This window comes from Natrialba magadii ATCC 43099 (assembly GCF_000025625.1).
In the GTDB taxonomy this organism is placed as follows: Archaea; Halobacteriota; Halobacteria; order Halobacteriales; family Natrialbaceae; genus Natrialba; species Natrialba magadii.
Map to the genome: position 1 here is coordinate 141,695 of NC_013923.1, position 26,783 is coordinate 168,477.

Below are 26,783 nucleotides of genomic sequence, written 5' to 3' on the forward strand. Positions count from 1 at the left end.
CTCTCCTACCTATGTATTCGAATATTCACGATCAGTTATGAATTTGCGCCGCTGTCCAGCTCACCAGATACCGCCCTTACTACCCGCTCTCCGCTCGAAAACAAGCCTCCACCTCAAGACACCGCTACCGTGTGCTCCCGACGAGCGCATCTGAGACCGTCTCGATCGGATGCACTGGCTCGTCACAGCCGTCGTAACTCGCAAGCTGAGACTGACACGACGCTCCCGGCGCGACGACGCGCTCGCCGTCGCTGGCGGTCACCTGGTCGACCAGAATCTCGCCGATCCGTCGGCTGAGCGAGTAGTGCTCGGCCTCGTAGCCGAACGAACCCGCCATCCCACAACAACCCGAATCGAGCGCGTCGACCTCGTAACCAACCGTCTCGAGTACCGCCGCTGCGTGACCGTCCTTCTTCGTTGCCTTCTGGTGACAGTGGCCGTGGTAGGTCAGCGTCTCGCCCGGTTCGCCAATCCCACCCGTCGGCAAGTCGTTTGCGAGGTCGAATCGGTCGAGGTACTCGAGTACCCCGTACGTATTCGATGCGACCAGTTCCACGTCAGGGCCCGAGAGGAGGTCCAGATAGTCCGACTGGAGCATGACGGCATCGGAGGGTTCGACGAGGACGACCTCCCAGCCGTCCTCGATTGCGGGTGCGAGCGCGTCGACGTTGGTTCGGGCCCGCTCGCGAGAGACGTCGAGGAAGCCCTTCGAATGGGCGGGTCGCCCGGTTGCGGTGACGTCGTCGGGTACCTGGACGTGGACGCCGGCGGTCTCGAGGACCTGCACGGCTGCCTTCCCGGCTCGCGGGTGGTTGTAGTTGGTGGACGTGTCGGGAACGAGCAGGACCTTGCGGGCCGCTTCGTCGCGGGGAATGCGCGGGCCACGTTTTGCGAACCAGTCCTCGAAGCTCTGGCTCGCGAACGCAGGCAGGTCGCGTTCGCGGGCGATGCCAACTGTTTTCTCCGTGAGGTAGCCGGAACCGGGCAGGGCGGTCGCCCAGTTCGAGAGCGGCGCGAACAGCGAGCCGACGGCGTTGAGCCGGTCGACGTTCGCGAACAGTCGGTCGCGCAGACTCGCGCCGTGGCGCTGGTGGGCCGCGTGCTCGACTTCGGCTTTGAGCTTCGCCATATCGACCTCGCTCGGACAGTCCCGGGCACAGCCCTTGCAGCCGATACAGAGGTCCATCACCTCGGCCAGGAACTCGTCGTCAGTGGCGTCTGTCTCGAGGTCGCCGCTCATCGCGGCCCGGAGCATGTTCGCCCGTCCGCGGGTCGTGAGGCTCTCTTCCTCGGCAGCGCGGTAGGTCGGACACATCACGCCACCGGTCGTCTCCTGGTCGCCGCGACAGCCGGCACAGCCGTGACAGAGTTCGACCATGCCCTGGAAGCCGTTCTCGTTGTCCCACTCAAGCGCGGGGTCGAAGCCGGCCTCGAAGTCGTACTCCGGATCGAAGCGCAGGTGCTCGGTCATGCTGTGGTCGCCACAGACGTTCCCGGGGTTCAGAAGCCAGTCCGGGTCGAACGCGGTCTTGAGTTCTCGGAAGAGCTCCCAGACCTCGTCGCCGTAGAGTTTGTGGTTCCACTGCGTTCGCGCCCGTCCGTCGCCGTGCTCGCCGGAGACGCTGCCGCCGTACTCGACGACGAGGTCGGTGACAGCGTCCGAAATCGCCTCGAACTCCGCGAGTCCGGCCTCGGATTTCGTATCGACCAGCGGGCGCATGTGCATACAGCCCGGGCCCGCGTGCGCGTAGAAACTCGCAAACGTGTCGTGGGACTCGAGTACCCTCTGAAAGTCGGCCACGTAGTCGGCGAGGTTCTCGGTCGGGACGGCGGTGTCCTCGATGAACGAGATGTGCTTCGCATCGGAGGTTCGCGAGAGGAGGATTGGAGCGGCGCTCTTGCGGAGTTTCCAGAGTTCGGCGATCCCCTCGGGGTCGTGGGCCTCGAGGACGTCGAATGCGCGGACAGGTGCCGGAGATGCTGTCTCGCCATCATCGCCAGCAGGATCCGGTACCGTCTCGTCCGGCAGGCGATCAGCGATCAGGTCGGCGACCTGCTCGCGGCCGTCGTCGTCGCTTTCGGCGTAGAACTCGACGAGTAGCGCCGTCTCCGTTCCGGCGGGAAGTCGCTCGGCGACCGGTTCGAACTCCTCTGTTTGCTCGGCGAGGCCGATCAGCACGTCGTCGATGGCTTCGATCGCGGCCGGATCGTGGTGTTTGACGATCGTGTCGACATCGGCCATCGCGTCGAGCAGATCGTGGTAGGTCAACAGCGCCACGGCGGTCGTCTCGGGAACGGGCTCGAGCGAGACGGCGGCTTCCGTCACGATGCCGAGCGTTCCCTCGCTGCCGGCGAACACGCGCGCGAGGTTGACGACTGCGTCCGGATCGGGTTCGGCGTCGGCGTCGATCTCGAGTCCGCCGCCGGTAGACTCGTCGAACGCGTCCGGCCTCCCGTAGGCTTCCGCGACCAACCGGTCGAGGTTGTACCCCGAGACGTTGCGCTTCAGTTGCGGGAAGACGTCCTGAATCGCGTCGGCTTCCTCGTCGATGACTCGCCGCAGCGCCTCGTGGATCTGTCCGAGCAGGGTTCCATCCGGCGCTGCTTGCTCGCGGAGTTCGGCGACCGTCACCTCCCCGAAGCGCTCGACGGTGCCGTCAGCGAGGACGACCTCGCAGGCCTCGACGTAGGCGTCCGTCTTGCCGTACTGCAGCGAGTGCGCACCGGTGGAGTTGTTGCCGACCGCGCCGCCAATCGTGCTTCGATTGCCAGCCGCGGGATCCGGCGCGAACTTCAGGCCGTGGGATTCCAGCTCGTCGTTGAGGTCTGTGAGGACGGTCCCCGCCTGAACGGTCGCTCGCTGCTCGTCCGGCGAGACCGAGAGCACCTCGCCCATGTGTGCCGTGAAATCGAGAACGACGGCCTCGTTGACCGCCTGTCCCGCGAGGCTGGTCCCGCCGCCGCGAGGGAGCACGGGAATCCCGTGCTCGGCACAGTAGGAGACGACGTTCGCCACGTCTGCCGTCGTCCGCGGGAGGACGACACCGACCGGGACCATCTCGTAGGCGCTGGCATCGGTCGCGTACAGCTGTCGCGTGTACTCGTCGAACCGGACCTCCCCATCGATACGAGTCTGTAGCGCGGCGACGAGTTCGGGTTGATCGACATCTCCGCCGACGTACTCGTATGCGGCGCGGTCGTCGGCTGCGGGATCAGACGCTGCTGTCTGGCTCTGAGTTTGGTCCCCTCTCTCGTGGTCTCTCCCGAGCCGTCGCTCGTTCGGCGTCGACGTCTGCGGGCTGTGGTCGGTCGTCGACTGCGTATCGTCGGTCGCCATCGCCAGTTAGCTCGACTCCGGGTGAAGGACGACGTTCTGGAGCCCACCGTTCTCCTCGAGTGCGTGCACGTTGTGCGCGACGATATCGGCCAACCTGTCCCAGTGTTTTGGCGTGTGACCGCCCGTGTGGGGCGTGATGAGGCAGTTCTCGAGGTCCCAGAGCTCGTGATCGTTCGGTAGCGGCTCGGGCTCGGTAACGTCGAGGGCAGCGCCGCGGATCGCGTTCGACTGCAGTGCGCCGACGAGTGCATCGGTGTCGATGATCCCGCCGCGGGCGGCGTTGACGACGACCGCGTTCGGCGGCAGCGTCGCGAGTTCGTCCGCACCGACGAGACCGCGGGTCAGGTCGTTCAGTGGACAGGCGAGTACGACGTAGTCGCTGCGGGCGAACGCATCGTGGATATCCTCCTCGTCGAAACCGAGGATCTCGTCGGTTGGACCGCCCTTCGACGGCGTGTAGCGGATGCCGATCGTTTCGACGCCGAAGCCCTCGAGTCGCGTAACAACTTCCTGGCCGATCGAGCCAAGGCCGACGATCGTGACGGTGCTGTCGGTGAACTCGTGGGACTGGAAGTGTCGCCACTCGTTGTGTTGTTTTCGCCGCCAGCCTTCGTGGAGGTTCCGTGCGAAGACGAGCATGTTGGCGATCGACTGCTCTGCGATGCCGGGCGCGTGGATGCCACCCGCGTTCGTCACGGCGACGCCGTGCTCGGCCAGCGCGTCCATCGGTACGTGATCCGTTCCCGCGAACGTACAGGCGAAGAGTTCGAGCTGCTCCGCCCGTTCGAGGAGGTCCTCTTCGATCGTAATACCGGTCACAATCTGTGCCTTGGGGACGAGTTCGCGCTCTTCTTGTGGCGTCCGCGCGAGCGCAACGGTGTAGTCGGGCAGTCGCTCACGCAGCGTTTCGGCGTACGATTCCATCGACAGGCCTTCCGTTCCCTCTCGGAGAACGACGATATCTGGGTTCGTGCTCATGTGAAATTCCTGTGGGTGTGTGAAACGGGTATCTTTCGTCTCCCGCCTTGCGTCTTACCCTAGGGTTGGCATCGTCTCTCTTATTCCTTTTGTGTATTCGTCGTTAACATAGATTGTGTATAGTTAAGTCGATGGAGTGAGTCAGTCTCTGGCATGAACGAGCCGATACGAGACCGACTCGTGACGCTTCGACGGACCCTCCACCGCCATCCGGAACCGGCCTGGCGCGAGTTCTACACGACCGCACGCGTCGTCGAGGAACTCCGAGCGATCGGCGTCGACGAACTGGCTGTCGGCCCCGACGCCTACGACCCCGCGGACCGGATGGCTGTCCCCGACGCCGACCTCGAACCCTGGATCTCCCGCGCACGTGAACTTGGAGCGGACCCGGCGTTGCTCGACCGAATGACTGGCGGCAACACCGGTGCCGTCGCCGTACTCGAGTGCGGCGACGGCCCAGCAGTTGGGCTCCGGGTGGACATCGACGCGCTGTTTATCGAGGAATCGACCGATACAGGGCACGATCCGGCCGCCGAAGGCTTTCGCTCGGAGGTGGAGGGGACGATGCACGCTTGCGGGCACGACGTGCACATGACGTGGGGGCTGGCCGTTCTCGAGGCGATCAAGGAAAGCGACTTTGCGGGACGACTGGTCGTCTTCTTCCAGCCCGCAGAGGAGACCAGCGGCGGGGGCTGTCCGATGGCGAAAAGCGCGTTCGCAGCGGATCTGGACTATCTCCTCGCCGTCCACGTCGGTCTCGACCATCCAACCGGCGAGGTCGTCGCCGGCATCGAAAAGCCGCTGGCGATGTGCCACGTCGACGCGACGATTCACGGCCGTTCTGCTCACGCGGGCAAGGCCCCGGAGGAGGGAGCGAACGCCATGCACGCGATGGGAACGGCGATCGAGAACACCTACGGAATCCCCCGACATAGCGACGGGATGACGCGAGTAAACATCGGTCGCGCGGAGGCAGGGACGGCGAGTAATGTCATTGCCGAACGCGCCCACATGGAGGCCGAGGCGCGCGGCGAGACGACCGAACTGATGGAGTACATGAAGGATCGACTGGCCCGAACCATCAACTCGGCCGCGACGATGCACGACTGTCAGGCCGACGTCGAGGTCGTCAGCGAGTCACCGCGATCGGACAGCGACCCGGAACTCCAGGCGCTCGTCAGCGAGGTTGCAGAGGGCGTTCCCGGAACCGAGCGCGTTCTGCCGGCCGCCGACTTCGGTGCGAGCGAGGACGCAACCTTCCTCATGAACCGCGTCCAGCGTGACGGTGGGCTCGCAACCTATCTCATTGTCGGTACCGACCACCCAGACAGCCATCACACCCCGAAATTCGACGTGGACGAGGCAAGCCTTACCCACGGTGTCGACGTCCTTTCCGAGACGATTCTCGAACTCGAGCGCCAGCACCCGGTCGCACACGCGAACACGGATTCCGTCGCCTCAGCGGCAAACACGGACACGGATTCTGTCGACGCGGGGCGAGGTGCATGACTGACGACACCAAGAACGACGACACCGGCCTCGTTACCCGTGCCGACATCGAGGCAGCGCGCGAGCGCATCGACGACGTTGTCCACCGAACACCGCTCGACACGTCGCGCACGTTCGCCGATCTGAGCGGCGCGGCGTCCGTCGGGCTCAAACTCGAGAACGTCCAGCGAACGGGTTCGTTCAAGATCCGTGGCGCGTACAACAAGATGGCCCAGCTCTCGGCCGACGAGCGGGAGGCTGGCGTCATCTCCTCGAGTGCGGGTAATCACGCCCAGGGCGTCGCGCTGGCAGGGCAGGTGCTCGACACCGACACGACGATCGTCGTTCCCGATGTCACCCCTGCAGCGAAAATCGAGGCCACCCGCGGCTACGGCGCCGAGGTCGTCGTCGAGGGCGACATCTACGAACGATCGTACGAGTTCGCACTCGAGCGGGCCGCCGAAACCGGTGAGACGTTCGTCCACCCCTTCGACGACGAGGATATCATCGCCGGCCAGGGAACGATCGGCCTCGAACTCCGCGAGCAGTACCCCGACCTCGACACCGTCCTCGTGGCGATCGGCGGCGGCGGGCTGATCTCGGGGATCGGCACGGTGTTGAAGGCCCACGATCCGACGACGCGCGTGATCGGCGTCCAGCCCGAGGGGGCCGCCCACGCGAAGCCGACACTCGAGTCCGACCCGGGAGAGATCCACGAACTGCCGGACGTTGACACCGTCGCGGAAGGGATCGCAGATACCAGGCTCCTCGAGACGACAGCGGCGAACGTTCGTGAGGTGGTCGACGACGTAGTGAGTGTCAGCGACCGCGACATTGTGACTGCCGTCACGTTACTGGCCGAGCGCGCAAAGACCGTCGTCGAGGGGGCCGGTGCTGCCCCGCTCGCGGCTGCGCTCTCGGATGCAGTCGACGTGGCAGATAAGCACGTCGCCGTCGTAATTTCTGGCGGGAACGTCAACCTCACCGACCATGCCGAACTGACTCGCACCGGCCTGCACGAATTAGGGCGCTACGCCGAAGCGAGACTAGCCGTCGACGGCTGGCCGACCGCGGTCAGCGACGTGGTCGAAACCGTCGAAGCCGAGGGTGCAGAACTGGACGTACTCGAGCGCGCCCGCCGTGGGTCGGGGCTCGGAACGGACGCGGTGGACCACCCGAACCGCGTTCCCGTGACGGTCGGACTCGAGGGCAGCGGGCCGGACCATCTCGTGGGCGTGCTTGATGCGATTGCGGAACTCGACAGCGTCGATGTACTTTCTTCGTTGCCGGAAGAGTGATTGGTCTCTCTCCCGTTCAGGTGTGATTTTGTTTTCACTTTGCGCGTTCGAACGGTCGTTTGACGGTTGACTATTGGAACTTGTCCACCGGCGTCGCCTCAATTAGACTGTCTGACTTGACTTTTTGTTGTGGGTTGCTCTTTGATCCTCCTGGTTTCGTTCCTCTTATCGTCTCAGTCTGTCTGTACGATGTGAGAACTCGCCCACGGACTCCATTCGTGGTGTGGTTTTCCATCGACCCCTGGGGGGAACACGTGTATTAGGGGTCGATGGAAATTACTTTGTGTGAACGGTCGAATGAGTGACTCATAGCCGTATTTCCGGCATGGGTTTCAGACGAACCTTTGTAGGGTTGAAGGCTTGTAGTAGCGACGGTAGAACTTCGTCGCGAGGCGTTTCAGACGAACCTTTGTAGGGTTGAAGGGGGCGTCGCAAGCGTTGTCCGACCGTCGGGAACGGTTTCAGACGAACCTTTGTAGGGTTGAAGGTTGGTCGGTGGCGTCAGTCATGCTGTGCCCTCCTGGTTTCAGACGAACCTTTGTAGGGTTGAAGGCTCACGACGGAGACCGGCGTGCTCCGGGTGTCTCGTTTCAGACGAACCTTTGTAGGGTTGAAGGTCAATGTCGAGGTCGCGCGCCTGGAGCGTCCGGCTCGTTTCAGACGAACCTTTGTAGGGTTGAAGGATAGGATACGTTTACTCGCTGGTTTCTCGTCTTCGCGTTTCAGACGAACCTTTGTAGGGTTGAAGGTGGGACTGCTCGCACTCCCTGAAAGAGGACTCGGTGTTTCAGACGAACCTTTGTAGGGTTGAAGGTGGGACTGCTCGCACTCCCTGAAAGAGGACTCGGTGTTTCAGACGAACCTTTGTAGGGTTGAAGGTGATATACCGTTCCCTGTGTTGCAAAACGCGACGTTTCAGACGAACCTTTGTAGGGTTGAAGGAACCAAGCTGTTGACGAAGCCGACGGCGACCTAAGTTTCAGACGAACCTTTGTAGGGTTGAAGTCTGAGACACAGTATCAGGTGGACACGGTGGCGGGAGTTTCAGACGAACCTTTGTAGGGTTGAAGTCGCAGACGGATTGGCGTTACGACACCAGGGACCCTGGTTTCAGACGAACCTTTGTAGGGTTGAAGCGAGCTAACCGAGGAGGACTACGCCGACCTCAAGGTGGTTTCAGACGAACCATACTACCAACAGTGTCTCACCCAATCAGTCGAATTCGGTGACCTATCCAATTGGCCTAACTAGAACGTTAATTCTCCATCGACTGCAAACCGAGCGGTGCGTTCACTCAGTCTTCTTACCCGGATCGAACGCATCGAGTACCTCACAAAACAGTCCAATTTAGCTCTTGAACTTGACTTCGCGGTTACTTGACTCCAACGGAGGGTGCAGCCGAATTGACTCCTTCCCACAGCCGAGCGTGAACAGGCCGCGGTCGAGTGCTCCTTTCACAACCGCGTTTCGGTGCTCGGCAGTATCGAACTGGACGTACTCGAGTCCGCTCTCAATCACGGGTCGTTCCCCCACTATATTGGACTCTTTGGTTGGCCTAACTCGTTAGCCTAACTTTTGAGGATCTCTCCATTTTGCGTTCGGGAGTGGTGAGTATGCCGACACAAATAACAGAATTTTCATGTGTGCCGGATTTAGATTACTGTATGCATAGACGAGTATATCTCTCTACGCTGAGTGCAGCAGGTATTGGTTCCCTGTCTGGTTGTCTGGATATACTAGCTACTGATTCCGAATCCGAGGATCAGAATCCGCCATCAGAATACGTTTTCTATCTTCGCAATCCGTCCAGCACACCTCGCTCATTTCATATCGAAATAGACGAATCACCATTTTCAACGACTGAATCCGATTACGAGATTATTTTTGAGGAATCCATCGAGTTGAGTGCGGAAACTATCAGTCAGCGATACGAGATCGCTGATGGGCACCCTAGTCTCGTTCATCTCTCAGTTGATTCGGAGTCTCGTCTGACACAACCATGGCCAGTAGGCACGCAGGGCTTCGCTGCAAGTGGAGTTACCATCGAACACGACCCAACTGCCGACATAGCCTTCGTGGTTGCACCCCGTTAACAGGATATCGTAGATTGGTCTCGCTCTATCCTTGGCCTACCGAGATGGCGCTCAGTCAGTGACGAACCACAGCAGTCCGAACGACAGCGCGAGGGCGACGCTCACTGCCGCGATGGCCGGGAAGGCCGCGACGACGCCCCAGCGTGTCGATAGAACGCCGAACACCGTCGGGCCACTTGCGCTGCCGATCGCCGATCCCGTCTGGATGACGCCAAAGAGGCTCCCACTCGAGGTCGCCTCGGCTTGCTGGGAGACCATCGCGTTTTTGACGGGATAGCTGGCGTACATCCCCGCGCCGATAACGGCGAACCAGACTGCCAGAATCGCGGTGAGAAGTTCGATCGGGAGTCCTTCGAGCAGGGTCGTCGCGAGCGTGGCAGCCACGAGCGCGGCAGTGGCCAGCGACGCGGCGATACCGAGCGTAATTCGGTCGAAGCGGTCGGCGAGGTCGCCGGCGTACAGCGACGCCAGGCTGCCGCCGACCAGTAGTGCGAAGAACGTCACGTTGCCCGCGGCGACCGATGCGCCAGTCTCTGCGGCGACGTAGGACGTTGTGTAGGTCTGGATCGCCCGATGTTGCATCGAAAGCACGACCGTGACAAAAAAGAGCACGACGATGCTGGGTGTGATTGGTAGGTCGATCGCGTTCCAGATTGCCGCTCGAACTGATTGCGTCGACTCACTCCGGCCGCCGTCAGTCCGTGCCGTCGACGCCGATTCGTCGTCGGTCCCGTCGACCTCGTCTACGTCAGGCTCCTCGGCTGTAACGAAGAGGTAGACGACGAGACACGTGACTAAGACACCGATCGCGACGCCGGTCGCGAGGGCGAGGCGCCAGTCGGCGACTGCGGCGACGCCGCCGACGATGACGGGCGCGGACATCGTCCCAAGTGCGCCACCGAAGCCGAAGACACCCATCGCTTTCCCTTCGGTCTGTTTGGTTTCGTAGTCGCTGACGAGTGCCATGCCGGTCGGGTGGAACGCGCTTCCGCTGATGCCGGCAATCGCCTGTGCGACGAGGAGGGTTTCGTAGCTCGTCGCCATGCTCGCTACTAGCACACCGCCAGCCATGCCGAACAGCCCCGCGATCAGGAGCCGTTCCTTGCCGATGACGTCGGCGAGCATCCCTGCCGGCAGCTGAAACAGTGCGTACATCACGAAGAAGATCGTGACGAGAACGCCCGCCTGTCCGTAGGTAATTCCGAAGTCCGCGACCAACAGTGGGATAATCGGTGGGATGACGATCGAGAAGAACTCGTTGACCCCATGACCGACGGTGACCGATCCAACTGCTCGCGGTCGCCTCACGTCTCGAAGTCGTCTAAGCAGCGCCGACACAGTGGCCTGTCGTAGGCAGTGATCTTACTAAAAACGACGGTAACTGACATCCCACTCTGCCCTGCAGCGGTGCCGTGCGGAAGCTTGCGGCGTTCCCAATCGGACCAGGAACCACTACTACTACTACTACTACTATACTACCACTACTGTTCGTGATGGATCACTGACTCGATACCTCACCACTCATCCGAGCGTGACAGCGCCCGATCGACCCTCGAACGCCGTTCACTTCGTCTTCGAACGTCGTTGAACGCAACTTGATCCGACGGACGATTCACCGCGATGAGTCATCCGCGATGACGGAAACCCGGAACCGACGCGCCCGTGGCCCGTCACAATCGACGAACAGGATCGATTGCCACGTTCCGAGCGCGAGTTCTCCATCACTGATCGGTATCGTGACGCTCTCGCCGAGAAGTGTCGCGCGCAAGTGAGCATCTGCGTTATCGTCGACCACGTTGTGCTCGTACTCCTCGTCGCGAGGAACGAGGCGCTCGAGTGCCGTTTCGATGTCTGCTAGTAATCGCCCTTCGCGTTCGTTGACGATCACGCCGGCGGTCGTGTGTGGAACGTACACGGAGCAAATACCGTGCACCACATCGTCGGAGATCGTTTCTTCGACTTCTGCTGTAACGTCGACGATGTCCACTCGATCGTGGGTCTGGATTTCGATGGGCATCCTGTTGGCGTACGATCGAACCAGTGATAATCCTGTTTGCAAGCTATCACTCAACCGGACGGGGAGTCACATCGAAGTCGAATCCAGCTAGCGATCTGCAGTGGCGTTCGCCGATATTTCGGATAATCTCTCCCGGGTACTGTTAGATGAATCATGTGATCCACTATTCTGATCTCGGATCGAACATCACCTCGACGGAGACTCTCTCGCGTACTTGCAGGTGCCATGGGGATTCACGTCGTTACTCGTCGGACGTGTGTGTGGCATGAAATTCGACGAATTCACTGGAGAGGTCCAGCACCGCCTCGAACTCCCGGATACCGGCCGAACGATGCGAGCAATCCGGGCGACTCTCATGACGCTCGGTGAGCGAATTCCGAAGGGGAACGCCGAAGACTTCGCGGCCTCGCTCCCCCTGGAAATCAAGTGGTATATGACGGGCGCGGTCCACGAGCACGGCCAGCGCTTCGACTGGACGGAGTTCGTCCAGCGCGTGAGTGACATCGAAGGCGAGGGGGTCGACCCACCGGAGGCAGCCTATCACGCTCGGATCATCGTCGATCTGATGGAAACGATCGTCCCACCGTCGGACTTTCGGCAGTTACGCGATCAGCTCCCGGAGAGCAAGAACGACGAGAACTGGCGCAAACTCTTCGAAGTCGTCGACGCTGGGGGGTGGGGCGATGCTCAAGAAGCACAAACCGGTGGTGGTCCACAACCCACAACGCCGACCCAGCACGATGCGGAGCCAACGGATGACGCTCGGACTGACGACGAGGAGTGACGACGAGGAGTGACGACAAGGAGTGACGACAAGGGGTGACGACGAGGGGCGACCACTTACGAATGATCTCGAGTAAGTCGTGCTACTGGGTTCGGGGCGCGTTCTTGACGACGAGACAGTCACGATAGTAGCCACTGAACGTCAGTACACACCCACTCGCACGGAGGCGACGCGATTGGTGTGTACATAGTTTCAGTTGTTACTATCGCAATCGTGCATCCGCACAGTCAACACCGGGACGTCGGCCATCCGAACGACCCGCTCGGTCACGCTTCCGAGGAGATATCGTGGGAGTCCGCGATGTCCGTGGGTGCCCATCACGATCAAATCGGCGCCAGATTCGTCGACGTACTCCATGATCGTCTCGTACGGAACGCCTTCACGGACGAGTGTAATCACGTCCACGTCGTGTTGCTGTGCACGTTCGCGGATGTCGCCGACGGCCTGTTTTGCTTCGTCTTCGAGCGGTTCGATCGTCGCTTCGAAGTCGGACCTGTTCCCGACGTAACCGACTTCCAGCAGTTCGGCGGTGTCGATCACGTACAGAGCATGTACGGTCGCATCGTACTGCTGTGCGATATCGAGTCCGTTAGCGATCGCTCGCTCGGTTCCCTTGCTGCCGTCGGTCGGAATGAGGATGGTGTCGTACATCGTCTCACGTCTCGCGTATCGGGTTCAACGGTCTCGAAGACTATAGGGAACTGCCCAGGTGGGTGTTGAAAGAGAACCGGCAACCAGTCTTTTTCCGTGAGGGATATTTTTAACCAGGTTCCTGAACTGCATGTTCTATGGCCGGAGAATCTGTACTCGTTGGCGAATTTTCCCACGAGACGAATACGTTCGTGAAGTCTCGCACTGGCCGAGCAGCGTTCCAAGAACGGCGAGAGTATTTCGACGAGGAAGTGAGTGAGAAACTCCACGGGACCAACACTGAAGTCGGTGGGGCACTCGCTGCTGCGTCGGATTCCCAGATTGAAGTCCACACTCCAGTTGCCGCGGCAGCGATGCCTGGTGGCCTCGTTACAGCGGACGCGTACGACTTCTATACGGATCGGATTGTAACGGCAATTGAACAGTGTGGATCCGATCTCGACGGCGTTTTCCTCGCACTTCATGGCGCAATGGTGCCGGACGGAATGACGGATGGAGAAGGGAATTTGATCGCCAACGTACGTAATCAGGTCGGCGAAGACGTCCCAATAGTCGTCACACTTGATCTGCACGGTAATGTGAGCGATGAGATGGTTGCAGCGGCGGACGCACTGGTCGCCTTTGAGTCGTATCCGCATGTCGATATGGGTGACACAGGGCGAGTTGGGATGGAATTACTCGTGCGCGCTATTCGTGATGATTTCACCCCGAAGATGCACGTCGAACGCCCGCCCATGCTGGCGTATTACCCGAAGCAGAATACTCGTGATGGACCCATGGCAGCGGTGATGGAAAAAGCGCGTGCCCTCGAGGAACGGGAGCACGTGGTGAAGGTCAACCTGCTTCCGGGGTTTTATCACGCCGATATTCCGTCGGCGGGGTTCTCCATTCCTGTTGTCGCGGACACGTCTGCCGTCGCTCGTGCTGTTGCTCGCGAGTTGGCTGAGACGATCTGGCAAAAACGACGTGATTTCATCGCTGAGTATCCCGGTCCGGCCGAAGCAGTCGAGGAGGCAAAGCAACTCGTCCGAACGCGTGATCGTGATGATGGCCCCGTTGTCATGGCTGATCTCGGTGACAATCCAGGAGGCGGCGGGGCGGGAGATGGGACGACAATACTCCGGGAACTGCTCGCCCAAGAAGTCGAGAACGCTGGGTTTGCGATCATGCACGACCCCAGCGCCGTCGCACAGTGTGTTGAAGCTGGCGTCGGGGAGCGAGTCTCACTAACGCTCGGCGGAAAAACCGACGAGTTACACGGCCCCCCGATCACCGATGTCGACGGCTATGTCAAGGCAATCACAGACGGTGAGTTCGTCAACACGGGGCCGATGGAGACGGGAGCAGAGGCCCACCTCGGACGCGCTGTCCGCCTCGAATGCGGTGCAGATGACGGTGTGAGCGTGTTACTCACCGAAACCAGAATGCAGCCATACGACGCCGAAATTTGGCGACATATGACGATTCAGCCGGAACGGCTAGCTGTGTTAGTTGTTAAAAGCTTGAACCATTATCGGGCTGACTACGAACCGATGGCCAGCGCTGTCCTCCCGGTCGATAGTCCGGGACTGTCCGCAATTGACCCGTCGAAATTCACCTTCGAGCGCCTGAAGCGGCCGAAGTTCCCGCTTGACAACCTCTCCGACGACGCGTATCCAGAGTGGCGATGAGTGGCATGCTGAATGCAGCGGTCGAGACAGCAGGCTGCTCTGCTTGTCCCACACCGGAGCCAATGAACCAGTCGATCAGCTGATCTTCGCCTTCTTCTCAACCCGTTACTGTATGGGCTTTAATTGTCTTCGGAGTATACTATCGGGTATGGGTGACAGGAAGCCGAACAACCCGCTTTCACCGTACTACCCATCTGAAACTCCTGCCCTGTCGGGGAACGTCCCCAAATGGGTTGCAATCGCCGTCCTCCTCTGGGCGGTGTTCTGGGGGAGCTGGATACTCCTCGCCACTTTTGAAATCGTTCCCGCTCCCATGTAACGATGGTCGCGCCGGGAGATCTCAGCCAGCGCACGTCACTGCTCAGACGCTTCAGTAACCACGTGGCACCCGCACGTAGCGCTGCTCGCACTCGAGTACTACGCCGCTTTCGCACTCGGACCGACCGCGTCGATCGCCTCACAGAACAGTCCAATCCCGAGTTCGATCTCGCGGGTACTCGAGTCTAGCGGCGGGAGCAGTCGGATCGTTTTCTTCCCACAGCCGAGGGTGAGCAGGCCGCGCTCGAGTGCTGCTTTCACGACGGCGTTTCGGCGTTCGGCGGTGTCGAACTCGACGGCGAGCATCAGGCCCTTGCCGCGGACGTCGTCGACGTAGTCGGGCGCATCGTCGCGAAGCAGTTCTTTGGCCTGTTCGCCGCGGCGGGTAGCGTTCTCGAGGAGGCCGTGTTCTTCGATGGCTTCGAGGGTGAACGTGCCCATCATCGAACCGAGGAGGTCGCCGCCGCCGAAGGTGGAGCCGACGCGGTTTTTCTCACTGGGGAAGATGTCCGAGCGGGAGATGGTCGCCCCTACCCGAAGCGCCTTCGCGCTGGCGATCACGTCGGGTTCGATCGGGTAGTGGTCCGACGCCCAGATTTCGCCAGTACGGCCGATACCGGCCTGGATTTCGTCGACGACGAGCGGGATATCGTACTCGTCGGTCACGGCTGCAACCTCTTGCATGAACGCATCACTGGGGAAGCGGTAGCCGCCGACGCCCTGGATCGGTTCGAGGGTCAGAAACGCGATTTCGTCGGGGTTGATCCGGCCGCCTTCGGGTGCCAGCATGCGACGAAGTTGTGAGGTCTCGCCCGCGAAGAAGCCACAGTCGCAACTGTCGGCCTCACAGCCGCGGTCGGCGCAGAACGGGACCGTTTCGATCCCGCTGACCTGTGGATAGTGACGGGTGTAGACCTCCTTCGACTTCGTAATCGAGAGCGTTCCGAACGTCCGTCCGTGAAAGCTTCCCTCGAACGCGACGCCATACTTCGCGGGTGCGCGGTAGTCGTGGGTAATCTTCATCGCGTTTTCCATCGCCTCTGCCCCGGAGTTCGAGAGGAAGACCGTGTCCATGTCGTACTGCCTCGAGAGGTCAGTCAGCTTGTCCATGAGGTGACTCGAGCCGGGGACAGCTGACTCCTCGGGTGTCGGACCGGCACCGAAGTACATGTCCTGGCCGGCGATCTTCATCGGTTCGACGAGGTCGAACTCGCGGAGTTTGTCGGTGAGTTTCTCGTTGTTGTAGCCGAGTGGGGCCGCGCCGATGTGACAGGTAAAATCGAGCAAGACGTTGCCGTCGACGTCGGTGACGAAGGGACCATCGGCCTCGCGGGTGATATCCCAGACGAACTCGTGGGAGTATTCGCTGGGTGCCGCGTTCGTTCCGTGGAACTCGACCCACTTTTGAGCGTTCGGGCCGGGATATGCGTCCACGGTCGGTTCCGCACTATCTCTGTCCATACACAGATTGTGTGTATGGCATAAATTAAAACTTGTTATAGACCGCGGGACACTCCGGGTGAGCGGGGTATCGTTCCGCGGCCGGTGTCGGTTTCACGAGAGGGTGGTGTTTTCAATAGCGAGCGGGGGAGAAGGCGCTAGTCGTCGCCAGGTTCGGCGGCCGGTGTCGGATCGTCACTGGACGGATCTCCGGACGACCCGATCAGTACCGTTTTGTCCTGGAGCAACACCCGTCCTCTGGTAGCGCTGAAGTTCTTGATCAACGAGAGCATCGCGAGGAAACAGACGACCGCGAACGGCGCGCCGGTGATGACGACTGCCTGCTCGAGTGCACCGGCACCGCCCTCGCCGCCGAGGATCATCAAGATTGCAGCGGTCATCCCGAGGACGACGCCCCAGAAGATGCGGTTGATGGTCGATGGAGACTCCTTGCCGCCCGTCGTCATCATCGAGACGGCGAGCGTCGAGGAGTCAGCCGACGTGATGAAGAACGTCGTCACGAGGACCATGAATCCGAGGATCAACACGGAGCCAATTGGAACGGCGAACTCGGCGACCCCGAGGTCGACCGAGAAGGTGAGCGCTTCGAACAGGATGAAGCCAGAAACCTCTGGTCCGGCACCTTCAGGCGCTACCACTTCGCTGAAGTCTGCGATACCGTTGTGCTCTGCCCACACCGCGGTCCCGCCGATGAACGTGAACCACGGAATCGTCGCTGCAGAGGTCGCGACGATGCCGGTAAAGGCAACCTCGCGCACGGTTCGGCCCTTGGAAATACGGGCGATGAACAGGCCGGCGAACGGCGACCACGAGAGCGCCCACGCCCAGTAGAAGACAGTCCAGGCTTCGACCCAGCCAGTGCCGCCTTCGGCAGCGCCCGTGTAGAGGCTCATCGCGGTGAAGTCCGAGATCATTCCGCCGATGGCCTGTGAGCCGAGCAACAGCAAGAACATCGTCGGCCCGACGATGAACGTCGCGACCATGAGCAGGACGAACAGGCCCATGTTGAAGTTTGATAGCCGGCGAATGCCCTTGTCGATCCCGAGCACCATCGAGACCGTAAACAGGATCGTCATCGTCGTCACAACGAGAAGGATACCCATATCGCCAAAGTTGAGTCCCCACTGGTAGTCCAGTCCGGTGACGAACTGGCTCCCGATGAAGCCGAGCGAGGTTGCGACCCCGCCGATCGTTGCGAAGACGGCAAGGATGTCGATGATCTTTGCCAGCGGCCCGTCGAGGTTCTCCTTCCCCAGGATTGGGGTGAGTGCGGAGGAGACACGGAGTGGCACGTTATCGTAGTTGTACGCGAAGTACCCGATCGCGATGCCCATGATGGTAAACACTGCGAGCTGTGGCAGCGCCCAGTGGAACAGCGTCTGCTGGACGGCGAGTGGAATCGCCTCGCTCGTCCCACCTTCGACGCCGAACAGCGGATTCGGATCGGCGTAGTAGAACAGTCCCTCGGTCGGTCCCCAGAACACGACACCCGCAGCGAAGCCAGCCGAGTACAGCATTGCGAAAAACGACAGGAAGCTGTACTCCGGATCTTCGTCGCCGAGTTTGATCTTCCCCCACGGTTCCACGATCAGGAACAGGAGGAAGATGACGATCAGGAACACGATCACCAGCAACGCCCAGCTCATGTAGCTGAGCATCTCGCCGTGAACGGTGTCGATCGTCGTCTCGACGGCACTTCGGTTGACGAAGAACGCCACGATCACGCTCACCGTCAACAGCGCGCCGAACGCGAAGACGACCGTGTCAAGTTCGTTTACGAACCGCTCAACGGCGCTCCCCTCACTTCCGCTCATCGCAACCACCTCCATTCGAGCGATACGCCGCCGCTGTTTGTAACCAACCCCCGGTATCGTGCGCCATGTTGAGCGATGTCATACCAGTGTGATTGCTGGTATCATGCATAAATATTTCTTTTTCGTAACCCTCATACACAGATTGCGTTTATGCAGAACGCCGACCGCTGGAGTGACCACACCGTGAAGAATATACTGAACGATTACTTTTGGCGCGCTTTTCCCAACATATGACATTCATTCACCATCAACACGCTCAATCTATACCCTCCAAACCCGCTTTCAGAATGACACCACTCCCAGCGGTGCTGGGGGTTTTACTCCAGTACTCGGTCACCATCGCTGGTCGGATTGCGCGAGAGTGAATCAGAAACCGTGTCTGCTACTCTGCTGGTCTGCTGTTGTTGTACCCGTTTCCCGATACACCACCGACTCGCCATCGAACGTGCCGGTGTGACCCGACAGCGAGCAGCTCAGTTCGTCAACTCCTCGAGTTTGTGCTCGCGTGCCTGCGCACTCTCCTCGACCTTACTCGAGTACTCGTCGAGTCGGTCTTTGATGTTCTCGCGGGTCTCGTCGGAAGAGAACTCGTCGGACATGGTCAGCAGGCGGACGAACGCGCGCAGTTCCTCGTCGGTGAGTTCGGCGAACTCCTCGTTGTCGAGTTTTTCGATGACTTCGTCGACGTCGATCTGGCCGACCGGGTCGACGTTGAACTCGACGTTAACCATGCGGTAGTTCGAGCCGGCGAGGCGCTGTTCGGCCTTGCCGACGCCTTCTGAAAGCATGTCCTTGAACGGGGTGTGATAGCCCATCGTTCCGAGGTGGAGGAACGCGAGCATGTCCGTAATGCCCTGCGTGTAGGCATCGCGGTCCTCGTTGTCGGGGTCGAACACCGTTTCCCGGTCCCGTTCTTCCATGTACTCGAAGAGAATACTGAAATCGAGGATGGCGTTCCGAACGCGCCGCCGAATCCGGTTTCGCTTCTGTTTTTTCGAGTGGTCGGTGTAGTCCGTCTTTCGACCGAGAAGGAAATCGCGGTCGGAGGGGGTGAGGATACCGCGGGGCCGATCCGAATCCGCCGCCGTCTGTAAGGACTCCGGCACGTCGTCCTGGCTCATAGGGGATACACGGAGAGCCCGCGAATTAATCCTTCTGATCCGGCCAACATGACTGCCAGAAGACAGGTGGGGTCAGGGCTGCTGGCGTGCACACTCCCGAATCGCTTCGGCGAGCACAGTCACGCCGATTTCGAGACTCGTTTCGTCGATGTCGAACGTCGGTGTGTGGTGGTTCGTCGGATGGTCCGAGCCGACGAGCAGGTAGGACGCAAGTCCGCCGTCGTTCTGGACGCGTTCCATCAGGTAGGTGACGTCCTCGCTGACGCCGAACTCGGTCGTTCCGATCACCTGGTCGACGCCCTGTGTCTGGCGCGCGACGGCGCTGACGAGGTCGCGCAGCGCCGGGTCGCTGTCCGCCCGCGGGGATTCGCTGATAACACGCGGCGTGACATCGCAGTCGTGCATCTCCGCCGCCGCGTAGAGCACGCGCTCGAGTTCCGTTCGCATGTACTCCATCAGGCCCGTGGTCTCGCCGCGAACCTCGGCTTCGATCGTGAGTTCCTCCGCGATGACGTTACTCGCCGTTCCGCCCTCGATGTAGCCGATGTTCACCCTGGTCATCCCCTCGCTGTGTCGGGGGATCGCGTAGGCGTTCTGGATCGCCGTTGCGGCGGCCTGCATCGTGTTCCCGCCTTCGTTCGGCGCTTTTCCGGCGTGGGCGCTCGCCCCCTCGAAGGTGGCCGTCAGGTGGGCCATCGCCAGCGGCTTCTCGATGCCGGCGACGATTTCGCCGGTCGGGTGATCCAGCCCGATGTGCGGTGCGAACAGGTACTCGACGTCGTCGAGATAGCCACTCTCAGCCATCGCCTTTCCGCCGCCCGAAATCTCCTCTGCGGGCTGGAAGAACACCTTGAACGTCCCGCTGAAGTCGCTGGCTTTGACCGCCTGAATCGTGCCGAGTGCGATCGCGATGTGTGCGTCGTGCCCGCAGGCGTGCATGTACCCCTCGTGCTCTGAGCGAAACTCCTCCGCTGTCGGTCGGTGGTCGTCAGCCGCCGACTCCGTCATCGAAATCGCGTCGAGATCGACGCGCAACCCGACCGTCGGCCCCTCGCCCTGTTCGAGGACCGCGATTGCACCGGTGTAGCCACCGGCGGTCTTCTCGAGTACGTCTTCGCGCACACCCGCATCCCGCGCTCGCTCGAGCCACGGCTCGAGTTCATCCTCGGACGGAACCGCCATTCGCTCCTCGGTGGCGAGCGCGTCCCGGCCGACTACGATTTCGTCGACGCCGAGGGACTCGAGTTCGGAGACGACGCGTGCGGTCGTCTTGAACTCGCGCCACCCGGGTTCTGGGTGGCGATGGAACGCTCGTCGGAGATCGACGACGCGGGTGTGCACATCAGAAGCCATCGTGGTCGCGTCTACGAACAGTGCGTACTTAATTGTGGTCGAAAATCGCGTACGGCTTCTACATAATCCACGTTCGATTTGCCTGATCCACCTCGATTCGACTGTGTGGTGTCGGCACCTGTCGGCTGGTGGGTCCTTCAAAATACAGTGACGGATGCGTCTGATCCTATCCGCTATGTTTTACCATACCAGGATTGTAGCTGCGGCTGTAATGTGTCCTGACAACGACCAACTGCAGACCAAGAGTGGCGTCGACAAGATGGAAGAGACTGAAATTCCGATCGGTGAGCCACACGACTCGTCCGAGGCGAGTTACAGCATGTGGCGCTGCGGAGACTGCGGTGAGATGGGACAACTCGAGGAGGATCTACCGGAGGAGTGTCCGAACTGCAGCGCACCGAAAGAAGACCTGTACTACTGGGAAGAAGACTAACGACGGGCCAATTCTGATGGCTGACATCGCCGCTTCTTGAATACGAACACTGGTCTCCGCTCTGCAGAGCGGCCAGTGTGACTGCGAACACCAATCTCTTAGTATCCGTCAGTTCACGCTCACGTATGGCCCGACAGCAAGCCGAGGTCGCCGGCCCCCTCGACGCCTTTCGTCAGTTTTTCTCGCTTCGTCGAGACGTGCTGGTGCTTTCGCTGGCGATGTTCGCGTTCAGTCTGGGGTTCCAGATGACGAATCGGTTTATTCCGGACTACCTCGTCTATCTGGGTGCAGGCGGCTTCGTCGTCGGCCTGTTCGCAACTCTCGGCAACGTCATCGGTGCGGTGTATCCCTACTATGGCGGGGTCGTCTCCGATCGCGTCGGCTCGCGATACGCCCTGACGGTGTTCGGCTTTCTCTCGACGTTTGGCTTTGCGATCTGGCTCGCTGCCGCGTACGTTCCCACCATTGAACTCGGTGCCGTCGCCGTCGGTCCGTGGGTCGACCTCGGTGTGATCACCATCGAGCCGTGGGTCTGGGTCTTCGTCGGCCTCCTGTTGGCCCAGTGCTGGAAATCGTTCGGAATCGGCGGCCACTACGCCATCGTGAAGCAGGCGACGGAACCCGGCCAACTGGCGCGTGGCTTCGCGAGCACGGAGACGTTCCGGCGGACGGCGTTCCTGATCGCGCCACTGATCGTCGCTGTGCTCGTGGTCGACGAACTCATGCCTGGCTTCCTGTGGGTGCTCGTCATCGGGATCGTCTTCGCGCTGCTTGGCACGATTAGCCAGCACTTCCTCTACGAGACCGACCAGGACACGGTCGGCAAGGAGTTCCAGGGTGTCGGTCAGGTCGTCGACGACCTGCGGGCGTTGCCGGACGAACTGCGTCCGCTGCTCGTCTCGGACGCACTGGTCCGGTTCGCCAACGGCATGGTGTACGCGTTCTTCATTCTCGTGATTACACTCGAGATGGGAATCGGCCTCTCGCTCACGCTCCCCGTGATTGGCGCAATTGATCTCTCACCAGCCGCATTCTTCGGCGTCCTCCTCAGTATCGAGATGTTCGTCGCCCTGCTCACAATGGCTCCGGTAGCCAAGGTCGCCGAGTCGACCGGCCTGAAGCCGGTCGTGACACTCGGTTTCTTCGTCTACGCGATTTTCCCGATTATGCTCATCTTCGCGCCGGAGAACGCCTGGGTCCTGATCGCACTCTTTGCCTTCTCTGGACTCCGGTTTGCGGGCCTGCCGGCCCACAAGGCGTTGATCGTCGGCCCCGCTGAGCAGGGTGCGGGCGGCCGTGTTACTGGTTCGTACTACCTCGTCCGCGGTGCAATCGTCATCCCGAGTGGTGCACTCGGTGGCTTCCTCTGGCAGTACGTCACGCCGGGAGTGTCGTTCACCATCGCTTCGGTTATCGGCCTGATCGGCGTCGCGTACTTCCTGCTCTTCGGGAAGGAGTTCGAAGCCTACGCCTAGTCAAACACCACCTCCCTCTGTTGTCTTTTCATCACTTTCTAGTAGTATTCTCATCGAGTGGTGATGCCCTCTCACTTTCTCATCGTTCTAGCCTTCTTCATGGGATATGGCCACAGAAGCGTTGACTGACGAGGAGATAGATGCATTCCTCCGTGAACACGGAACCGGTGTGTTGTCGGTCGCTGACGGCTCAGACGCCTATGCGATTCCACAATCGTTCGGGTACGACGGTGAGGATCTGTACTTCCAGTTCGTTTCTGCCGCACACAGTTCGAAGCAGTCGTTTGCCGAACAAACTGAAACTGCGACGTTCACTGTCTACGACGACGAGCCAGCACAGAGTGTCATCGCTCGTGGAGCACTCGCACCCGTCTCAGCGGACGAATCCACACACGCCATGTCCGTTATCGCGGAGAACGCGATGATCCCAACAGTGAACATTAGCCCTGATACGCCGGTCCCTGCACTCTCGTTCCAGCTCTATCGCTTGCAACCGACCGAACTAACCGGCCGAACGTTCGGGCCAGTGGTCGACAACTCATCACAACCACTGCCAGAACCATGGTCGAATCACCTCGAGAACGCGCTCCAGTGTGACGACCCAGAGGAGAAAGATTACCACATTCGGCAGGCGTTCCAACTGAGCGAATCTGTGACGAATGCAGAGTGAGCACCCACCTGTTTCTCCGTTGACCAACAGAAAACACTCGACGACTCGAGTAGTCCGTAATCGACTCAGTCGTCGTGGTGGCCAAGATAGGCGGTCGCGTCCAGTTCGACACGCACGTCCTCCGGAAGACGCGAGACCTCAACGCAGACGCGCGCCGGTGGCTCCTCGCCGAACTGCTCTCCGTAGGCCTCGTTGACCCGCTCGTAGTCTTCGAGGTCGGTTAGATAGACCGTCACCTTCACCACGTCGTCGAGACCGTCGCCGCCGGCTTCGTCGACGACTGCGGCGATGTTCTCGAGTACCCGTCTGGTCTGGGCCTGGATATCGCCGTCGACGACGGCTCCGGTTTCGGGGTCGACGGGGCCGTAGCCGGAGACGTAGAGGGTGTCGCCGGCCCGGACGCCCTGCGAGTAGGGGTTGTCGGTGGCTGGTGCGCCGTCGGTTTCGATGGGTGTTGGGTTGCTCATTGGTCGTGTATGAGGCGGGTGTTGGCCGCTGATTCAGGCAGTCTGTGCCACGTCTGCAGTCACGTGTTCGATCGCATCGACGATCACGTCGAGAGCCGTCTCGGCGAGGTCGTGTGTGAGGACGAGCGGCGGGAGCAGGCGAAGCACGTTGCCGTGGCGGCCGGCCGTCCAGACGAGGACGCCGTGTTCGAAGCAGTACTGCTGGATCGCGTCCACAACGTCGCTGTCAGGTGCGCCGTTCTCGTCGACGAATTCTGCGCCGATGAACAGTCCCTTGCCGCGAATGTCTGCGAGCTGGTCCGTCTCGTCCGCGGCTTCGTGGAGGCGGTCCTGAATGTATTCACCGAGATCGCGCGCGTGAGCGAGCAGGTTGTGTTCCTGAATGTACTCGATGGCGCGGGTGCCGGCGCGCATGCCGACGACGTGGCCGCGGTAGGTGCCGGCGTGGTCGCCCGAGCCCCAGGTGTCCAGTTCTTCCTTGTACATCGTCGCCGAAAGTGGGAAGCCGACGCCGCCAAGCGCCTTCGCGGAGGTCATTGCATCCGGCGTCACGTCCTCCCAGTCGCTCGCCCACCACTGGCCGGTGCGGCCGAGGCCGCTCTGAATCTCGTCGAAGACCAGCGTCACGTCGTTGTCGTCTGCGATGTCTCGGAGTCCCTGCAGGAACCCCTTCGGCGGTGTGACGATGCCGCCCTCGCCCTGAATCGGCTCGACGATGATCCCGGCCGGATTCGCGAGGCCACCGTAGGGATCCTCGACGATTGCCTGGACCTCCTCAAGTGCGTGATCGACCGCTTCCTCGGGCGTCTTCTCCTGCCGAAACGGGTGCGGATACGGTGCGTGGACGACATCCGAGAGCAGCGGCGCGTAGTGTTTCTTCAGCTTCGTGTTCGAGGTGACGCTCATCGCACCCGTCGTCGCGCCGTGATAGGAGCCGCGGAAGGCGATGAGCCCGTCACCGTCGGCGTTGTACTTCGAGAGCTTGATCGACGCCTCGATGGCGTCGCTGCCCGTTGGACCGCCGAAGACGACCCGGTTGTTCCCCTGCAATCCACTCGGGGCGATCTCGTCGAGTTTCTCGATCAACTCGAGTCGGGCGTCGGTCGGGAAGTCGACGGTGTGGACGAACTTGTCGGCCTGTTCGTGGACGGCCTCGAGGACGTAGGGGTTCGAGTGGCCGACGTTCAACACGCCGATGCCGGCGAACATGTCGATGTAGGTGTTACCGTCGGCGTCGCGGACGGTCGCACCCTTTCCGTCTTCGAACGCGATGGGGATGTCGTTCGGATACGCGACTGCGCTGCTGTCGATTTCACGTTGTGTCTCGAGAAGCGATTTCGTCGCCGGACCGGGGACGGAGCCGACGTCTGGCGCATCGTCGAAGTGAATCTCGTCGATCGGTGGTCCTGCTGCCATACCGCATCCCAGGTGAAACAGCTATTAATAACTTGTCCACAGTATCCATGTTTGCTGTATACAGAAACTGAATACGCCTTGGCTGCTCCACGTCGGCCGCTCAATCGAAGCCATTCTCGCGACTGGTCGACCCACACTGTGGATCAGTCCGCAGTCCGTTGGCTGTCGCATTCGACTGTGAGTAGCGTCCTCCTACTGTATGGTCTGGTTTACCGGCCACTCCGGCTGCAACCGTCCACAGCTTTAAGCGCCGCTCCGTCGGGATGGGTGGTGAGTACGATGGACGACAGCCACCAGCAGCCGTCTGCGGAACTCGAGACAGGCGATGAGATGCGGACGGAACTTCAGACGATCATCGACGAGTTCGACTGCACATCCGGAACGCTGCACCGACTCGAGGGCGACACGCTAGAACTCGTCGCCGCGGTCGGTATTCCCGGCCCCGTCCTCGAGCGCATCGGTTCGATCCCGATCGGAAAAGGGATGGCCGGAATCGCAGCCGAGCGGATGGAACCGGTCGACGTCTGTAACCTCCAGACGGACGATTCCGGCGTCGCTGAGGCCGGTGCTCGCAAGACGGGCATGGAGGGATCGCTCGCTGCGCCGCTCCTCGGCCCGGAGGGGACACTCGAGGGGACCATCGGCGTCGCCAAACCTGAGCAGTACGAGTTCACCGACCGCGAACGTGACCGATTGCTGGAGCGGGGGACAGAACTCACACAGCAGTTGTAGTCGAGCGCAACCGATTCAACCAACGCCCGCTCAAAACTCAGTGATGACTTCGATCCCCTCCGTCTCGTATCCGCTCATCGCCGCGAGCCGATCGGAGACGTCCTCGAGTGCCACCCGATTCGTGACGAGTTGCTCGGGGTCGAGCGTGCCCGCGTCGATGAGTCGCAGGAGTTCGTCGTAGCGAGAGGGTGGCATGCCGCGGGAGCCGACGACGGTCACGTCCCAGCGAGCGAGTTCGTCGATCGGCAGTGCAATCTCGCCCCGTTCGGCCGCAGTGGTGAGCCCGACCTGAACGTGTGTGCCGCGAATCCGCAGGCAATCGACGCTATTCCGGCACGTTTCGGCACGGCCGAGCGCGTCGACCGAAACGTGTGCACCGCCGTCGGTTCGAGACTTGATTGCGGTCGGGACGCTCTCGTCGCCGTCGCTCTCGCTGTCTTCCGGTCCATCCTCGAACTCGGATCCGTCGATCGTCACCTCCGCACCGAGATCGCTCGCCAACTCGAGTGGTGCCGGCCGAATATCGACGGCGAGTACGCGCGCGCCCAGTGCGGCAGCGATCTGGACGGCGGCGAGTCCGAGGCCGCCGCAGCCGTGGACGGCGACCCAGTCGCCGGCTGCGATGTCGGCTCGGTGGGCCAGCGCGTGAAAGGCCGTGACGTACCGACAGCCCAGCGCGGCGACGGCTTCCGCGGAGACACCCTCGGGAAGCGTAACGGCGTTGAAGTCCGCGTGGGGAACGTGAATCTGCTCGGCGAACGCGCCGGGGACGCTCGGTTCGAAGCCGAGCGCGTAGCCGTCCTCGCAGACGTTCCCGTGGCCGTTTCGACAGTAGTAGCAGGTACCGTCGCCGAGGTTGAACGGCACGGCTACGCGGTCGCCGACGGCGAGTTCGTCGACGCGCTCGCCGACCTGTGCAACGCGACCTGCGGGTTCGTGGCCGAGAATCTGGCCAATCGGTACCTGGTCGTCGGCCCACTCGCCGTGACCCTGCCAGGCGTGCCAGTCGCTCCGGCAGAGGCCACAGGCCTCGACGTCGACGACGATACCGTGCGGGTCGGGTGTTGGTGGATCGACCTCCTCGATCGACAGTGGGTCGCCGTAGGACTCGAGTACTGCAGCGCGCATGCGTACGTCGTCGCGCTGGGGTGAGTTAACGTATCTGGATCCGAGCATGGCAGTGGCTCACCGAGATGGCCGTACGAAA

At 61.2% G+C, this 26,783-nt stretch carries 22 protein-coding genes and 1 CRISPR repeat array; of the genes, 9 read left to right on the forward strand and 13 right to left on the reverse strand.

Features of this window, described 5'->3' with window-relative positions; all coding sequences use genetic code 11:
- Positions 1-124: 124 nt before the first annotated feature.
- Both NMAG_RS18150 and NMAG_RS18155 read right to left on the reverse strand, forming a co-directional pair.
- Positions 125-3,337, reverse strand: a complete 3,213-nt coding sequence (locus NMAG_RS18150; protein WP_004214233.1) for an FAD-binding and (Fe-S)-binding domain-containing protein — start codon at positions 3,335-3,337, stop codon at positions 125-127.
- Positions 3,338-3,343: 6 nt separating this feature from the next.
- The gene (locus tag NMAG_RS18155; RefSeq protein WP_004214234.1) at positions 3,344-4,315 is read right to left on the reverse strand and encodes an NAD(P)-dependent oxidoreductase; all 972 of its coding nucleotides are present in this window, start codon (positions 4,313-4,315) and stop codon (positions 3,344-3,346) included.
- Positions 4,316-4,468: 153 nt separating this feature from the next.
- Between NMAG_RS18155 and NMAG_RS18160 the strand changes: the two genes are divergently transcribed.
- Both NMAG_RS18160 and NMAG_RS18165 read left to right on the forward strand, forming a co-directional pair.
- On the forward strand, positions 4,469-5,824 hold the full coding sequence (locus tag NMAG_RS18160) for an amidohydrolase (RefSeq protein ID WP_012996894.1): 1,356 nt from the start codon (positions 4,469-4,471) through the stop codon (positions 5,822-5,824).
- Complete coding sequence (locus tag NMAG_RS18165; RefSeq protein ID WP_004214246.1) at positions 5,821-7,101, forward strand: threonine ammonia-lyase; 1,281 nt, start codon at positions 5,821-5,823, stop codon at positions 7,099-7,101. Before NMAG_RS18160 ends, NMAG_RS18165 begins: the two co-directional genes overlap by 4 nt.
- Before the next feature lie 329 nt (positions 7,102-7,430).
- A CRISPR array of direct repeats spans positions 7,431-8,238; the repeat unit is 30 nt; unit sequence GTTTCAGACGAACCTTTGTAGGGTTGAAGG.
- A 210-nt stretch (positions 8,239-8,448) separates the two neighbouring features.
- Here the strand turns inward: NMAG_RS18165 and NMAG_RS18170 are convergent.
- The 3 genes from NMAG_RS18170 to NMAG_RS18180 all read right to left on the reverse strand — a co-directional run bounded on the left by NMAG_RS18170 (position 8,449) and on the right by NMAG_RS18180 (position 11,211).
- Positions 8,449-8,619, reverse strand: coding sequence for a hypothetical protein (locus NMAG_RS18170; RefSeq protein WP_191219389.1), 171 nt, complete (start codon positions 8,617-8,619; stop codon positions 8,449-8,451).
- A 626-nt stretch (positions 8,620-9,245) separates the two neighbouring features.
- Positions 9,246-10,502: an MFS transporter gene (locus NMAG_RS18175; RefSeq protein ID WP_012996895.1), complete on the reverse strand. Its 1,257-nt coding sequence runs from the start codon at positions 10,500-10,502 to the stop codon at positions 9,246-9,248.
- 304 nt (positions 10,503-10,806) lie between these two features.
- Positions 10,807-11,211, reverse strand: a complete 405-nt coding sequence (locus NMAG_RS18180) for a secondary thiamine-phosphate synthase enzyme YjbQ (protein ID WP_004214250.1) — start codon at positions 11,209-11,211, stop codon at positions 10,807-10,809.
- A 265-nt stretch (positions 11,212-11,476) separates the two neighbouring features.
- On the opposite strand from NMAG_RS18180, the gene NMAG_RS18185 reads away from it, so the two are divergent.
- Positions 11,477-11,995 carry a DUF2267 domain-containing protein gene (locus NMAG_RS18185; RefSeq protein WP_004214251.1) on the forward strand — a complete coding sequence of 173 codons (519 nt, stop codon included), beginning with the start codon at positions 11,477-11,479 and terminating at the stop codon, positions 11,993-11,995.
- Positions 11,996-12,187: 192 nt separating this feature from the next.
- Here NMAG_RS18185 and NMAG_RS18190 read toward each other — a convergent pair whose 3' ends face one another.
- Positions 12,188-12,646, reverse strand: coding sequence for a universal stress protein (locus NMAG_RS18190; protein ID WP_004214253.1), 459 nt, complete (start codon positions 12,644-12,646; stop codon positions 12,188-12,190).
- 137 nt (positions 12,647-12,783) lie between these two features.
- Between NMAG_RS18190 and NMAG_RS18195 the strand changes: the two genes are divergently transcribed.
- Both NMAG_RS18195 and NMAG_RS22250 read left to right on the forward strand, forming a co-directional pair.
- Complete coding sequence (locus tag NMAG_RS18195) at positions 12,784-14,316, forward strand: M81 family metallopeptidase (RefSeq protein WP_004214254.1); 1,533 nt, start codon at positions 12,784-12,786, stop codon at positions 14,314-14,316.
- Positions 14,317-14,464: 148 nt separating this feature from the next.
- A complete protein-coding gene (locus tag NMAG_RS22250) occupies positions 14,465-14,635 on the forward strand; it encodes a hypothetical protein (protein WP_012996896.1) in 171 nt (56 codons plus the stop codon).
- Between the two features lie 98 nt (positions 14,636-14,733).
- Here NMAG_RS22250 and NMAG_RS18200 read toward each other — a convergent pair whose 3' ends face one another.
- From NMAG_RS18200 to NMAG_RS18215, 4 genes are all read right to left on the reverse strand, one after another.
- Positions 14,734-16,095: a class-III pyridoxal-phosphate-dependent aminotransferase gene (locus NMAG_RS18200; protein WP_004214255.1), complete on the reverse strand. Its 1,362-nt coding sequence runs from the start codon at positions 16,093-16,095 to the stop codon at positions 14,734-14,736.
- Positions 16,096-16,232: 137 nt separating this feature from the next.
- Positions 16,233-17,909 (reverse strand): BCCT family transporter, encoded by a 1,677-nt coding sequence (locus tag NMAG_RS18205; RefSeq protein WP_191219390.1) that lies wholly within the window; start codon positions 17,907-17,909, stop codon positions 16,233-16,235.
- Between the two features lie 473 nt (positions 17,910-18,382).
- Positions 18,383-19,030, reverse strand: a complete 648-nt coding sequence (locus tag NMAG_RS18210) for a hypothetical protein (RefSeq protein ID WP_004214257.1) — start codon at positions 19,028-19,030, stop codon at positions 18,383-18,385.
- 72 nt (positions 19,031-19,102) lie between these two features.
- Entirely contained in the window at positions 19,103-20,383 is a 1,281-nt protein-coding gene (locus tag NMAG_RS18215; protein WP_004214259.1) for an amidohydrolase, read from the reverse strand.
- A 211-nt stretch (positions 20,384-20,594) separates the two neighbouring features.
- Between NMAG_RS18215 and NMAG_RS18220 the strand changes: the two genes are divergently transcribed.
- From NMAG_RS18220 to NMAG_RS18230, 3 genes are all read left to right on the forward strand, one after another.
- Positions 20,595-20,816, forward strand: a complete 222-nt coding sequence (locus NMAG_RS18220; RefSeq protein ID WP_004214260.1) for a DUF7130 family rubredoxin-like protein — start codon at positions 20,595-20,597, stop codon at positions 20,814-20,816.
- Positions 20,817-20,941: 125 nt separating this feature from the next.
- Entirely contained in the window at positions 20,942-22,291 is a 1,350-nt protein-coding gene (locus tag NMAG_RS18225; protein WP_004214261.1) for an MFS transporter, read from the forward strand.
- A 106-nt stretch (positions 22,292-22,397) separates the two neighbouring features.
- Positions 22,398-22,961, forward strand: a complete 564-nt coding sequence (locus NMAG_RS18230) for a pyridoxamine 5'-phosphate oxidase family protein (RefSeq protein WP_004214262.1) — start codon at positions 22,398-22,400, stop codon at positions 22,959-22,961.
- Between the two features lie 65 nt (positions 22,962-23,026).
- On the opposite strand, the gene NMAG_RS18235 is transcribed toward NMAG_RS18230, so the two are convergent.
- The gene (locus tag NMAG_RS18235) at positions 23,027-23,428 is read right to left on the reverse strand and encodes a Rid family detoxifying hydrolase (RefSeq protein ID WP_004214263.1); all 402 of its coding nucleotides are present in this window, start codon (positions 23,426-23,428) and stop codon (positions 23,027-23,029) included.
- A gap of 33 nt (positions 23,429-23,461) precedes the next feature.
- Complete coding sequence (locus tag NMAG_RS18240) at positions 23,462-24,844, reverse strand: aspartate aminotransferase family protein (RefSeq protein ID WP_012996898.1); 1,383 nt, start codon at positions 24,842-24,844, stop codon at positions 23,462-23,464.
- 279 nt (positions 24,845-25,123) lie between these two features.
- Between NMAG_RS18240 and NMAG_RS18245 the strand changes: the two genes are divergently transcribed.
- The gene (locus tag NMAG_RS18245) at positions 25,124-25,576 is read left to right on the forward strand and encodes a GAF domain-containing protein (protein WP_004214271.1); all 453 of its coding nucleotides are present in this window, start codon (positions 25,124-25,126) and stop codon (positions 25,574-25,576) included.
- 30 nt (positions 25,577-25,606) lie between these two features.
- Here NMAG_RS18245 and NMAG_RS18250 read toward each other — a convergent pair whose 3' ends face one another.
- Positions 25,607-26,704, reverse strand: coding sequence for a zinc-dependent alcohol dehydrogenase family protein (locus tag NMAG_RS18250; RefSeq protein WP_012996899.1), 1,098 nt, complete (start codon positions 26,702-26,704; stop codon positions 25,607-25,609).
- Positions 26,705-26,783: the final 79 nt, after the last annotated feature.

Excerpts from the sequence above, each read along its gene's own strand:
- NMAG_RS18150 (WP_004214233.1), bottom strand. The coding sequence starts at position 3,337 with ATGGCGACCGACGATACGCAGTCGACGACCGACCACAGCCCGCAGACG.
- NMAG_RS18155 (WP_004214234.1), bottom strand. The coding sequence starts at position 4,315 with ATGAGCACGAACCCAGATATCGTCGTTCTCCGAGAGGGAACGGAAGGC.
- NMAG_RS18160 (WP_012996894.1), top strand. The coding sequence starts at position 4,469 with ATGAACGAGCCGATACGAGACCGACTCGTGACGCTTCGACGGACCCTC.
- NMAG_RS18165 (WP_004214246.1), top strand. The coding sequence starts at position 5,821 with ATGACTGACGACACCAAGAACGACGACACCGGCCTCGTTACCCGTGCC.
- NMAG_RS18180 (WP_004214250.1), bottom strand. The coding sequence starts at position 11,211 with ATGCCCATCGAAATCCAGACCCACGATCGAGTGGACATCGTCGACGTT.
- NMAG_RS18185 (WP_004214251.1), top strand. The coding sequence starts at position 11,477 with ATGAAATTCGACGAATTCACTGGAGAGGTCCAGCACCGCCTCGAACTC.
- NMAG_RS18190 (WP_004214253.1), bottom strand. The coding sequence starts at position 12,646 with ATGTACGACACCATCCTCATTCCGACCGACGGCAGCAAGGGAACCGAG.
- NMAG_RS18195 (WP_004214254.1), top strand. The coding sequence starts at position 12,784 with ATGGCCGGAGAATCTGTACTCGTTGGCGAATTTTCCCACGAGACGAAT.
- NMAG_RS22250 (WP_012996896.1), top strand. The coding sequence starts at position 14,465 with ATGGGTGACAGGAAGCCGAACAACCCGCTTTCACCGTACTACCCATCT.
- NMAG_RS18200 (WP_004214255.1), bottom strand. The coding sequence starts at position 16,095 with ATGGACAGAGATAGTGCGGAACCGACCGTGGACGCATATCCCGGCCCG.
- NMAG_RS18205 (WP_191219390.1), bottom strand. The coding sequence starts at position 17,909 with ATGAGCGGAAGTGAGGGGAGCGCCGTTGAGCGGTTCGTAAACGAACTT.
- NMAG_RS18210 (WP_004214257.1), bottom strand. The coding sequence starts at position 19,030 with ATGAGCCAGGACGACGTGCCGGAGTCCTTACAGACGGCGGCGGATTCG.
- NMAG_RS18215 (WP_004214259.1), bottom strand. The coding sequence starts at position 20,383 with ATGGCTTCTGATGTGCACACCCGCGTCGTCGATCTCCGACGAGCGTTC.
- NMAG_RS18220 (WP_004214260.1), top strand. The coding sequence starts at position 20,595 with ATGTGTCCTGACAACGACCAACTGCAGACCAAGAGTGGCGTCGACAAG.
- NMAG_RS18225 (WP_004214261.1), top strand. The coding sequence starts at position 20,942 with ATGGCCCGACAGCAAGCCGAGGTCGCCGGCCCCCTCGACGCCTTTCGT.
- NMAG_RS18230 (WP_004214262.1), top strand. The coding sequence starts at position 22,398 with ATGGCCACAGAAGCGTTGACTGACGAGGAGATAGATGCATTCCTCCGT.
- NMAG_RS18235 (WP_004214263.1), bottom strand. The coding sequence starts at position 23,428 with ATGAGCAACCCAACACCCATCGAAACCGACGGCGCACCAGCCACCGAC.
- NMAG_RS18240 (WP_012996898.1), bottom strand. The coding sequence starts at position 24,844 with ATGGCAGCAGGACCACCGATCGACGAGATTCACTTCGACGATGCGCCA.
- NMAG_RS18245 (WP_004214271.1), top strand. The coding sequence starts at position 25,124 with ATGGACGACAGCCACCAGCAGCCGTCTGCGGAACTCGAGACAGGCGAT.
- NMAG_RS18250 (WP_012996899.1), bottom strand. The coding sequence starts at position 26,704 with ATGCGCGCTGCAGTACTCGAGTCCTACGGCGACCCACTGTCGATCGAG.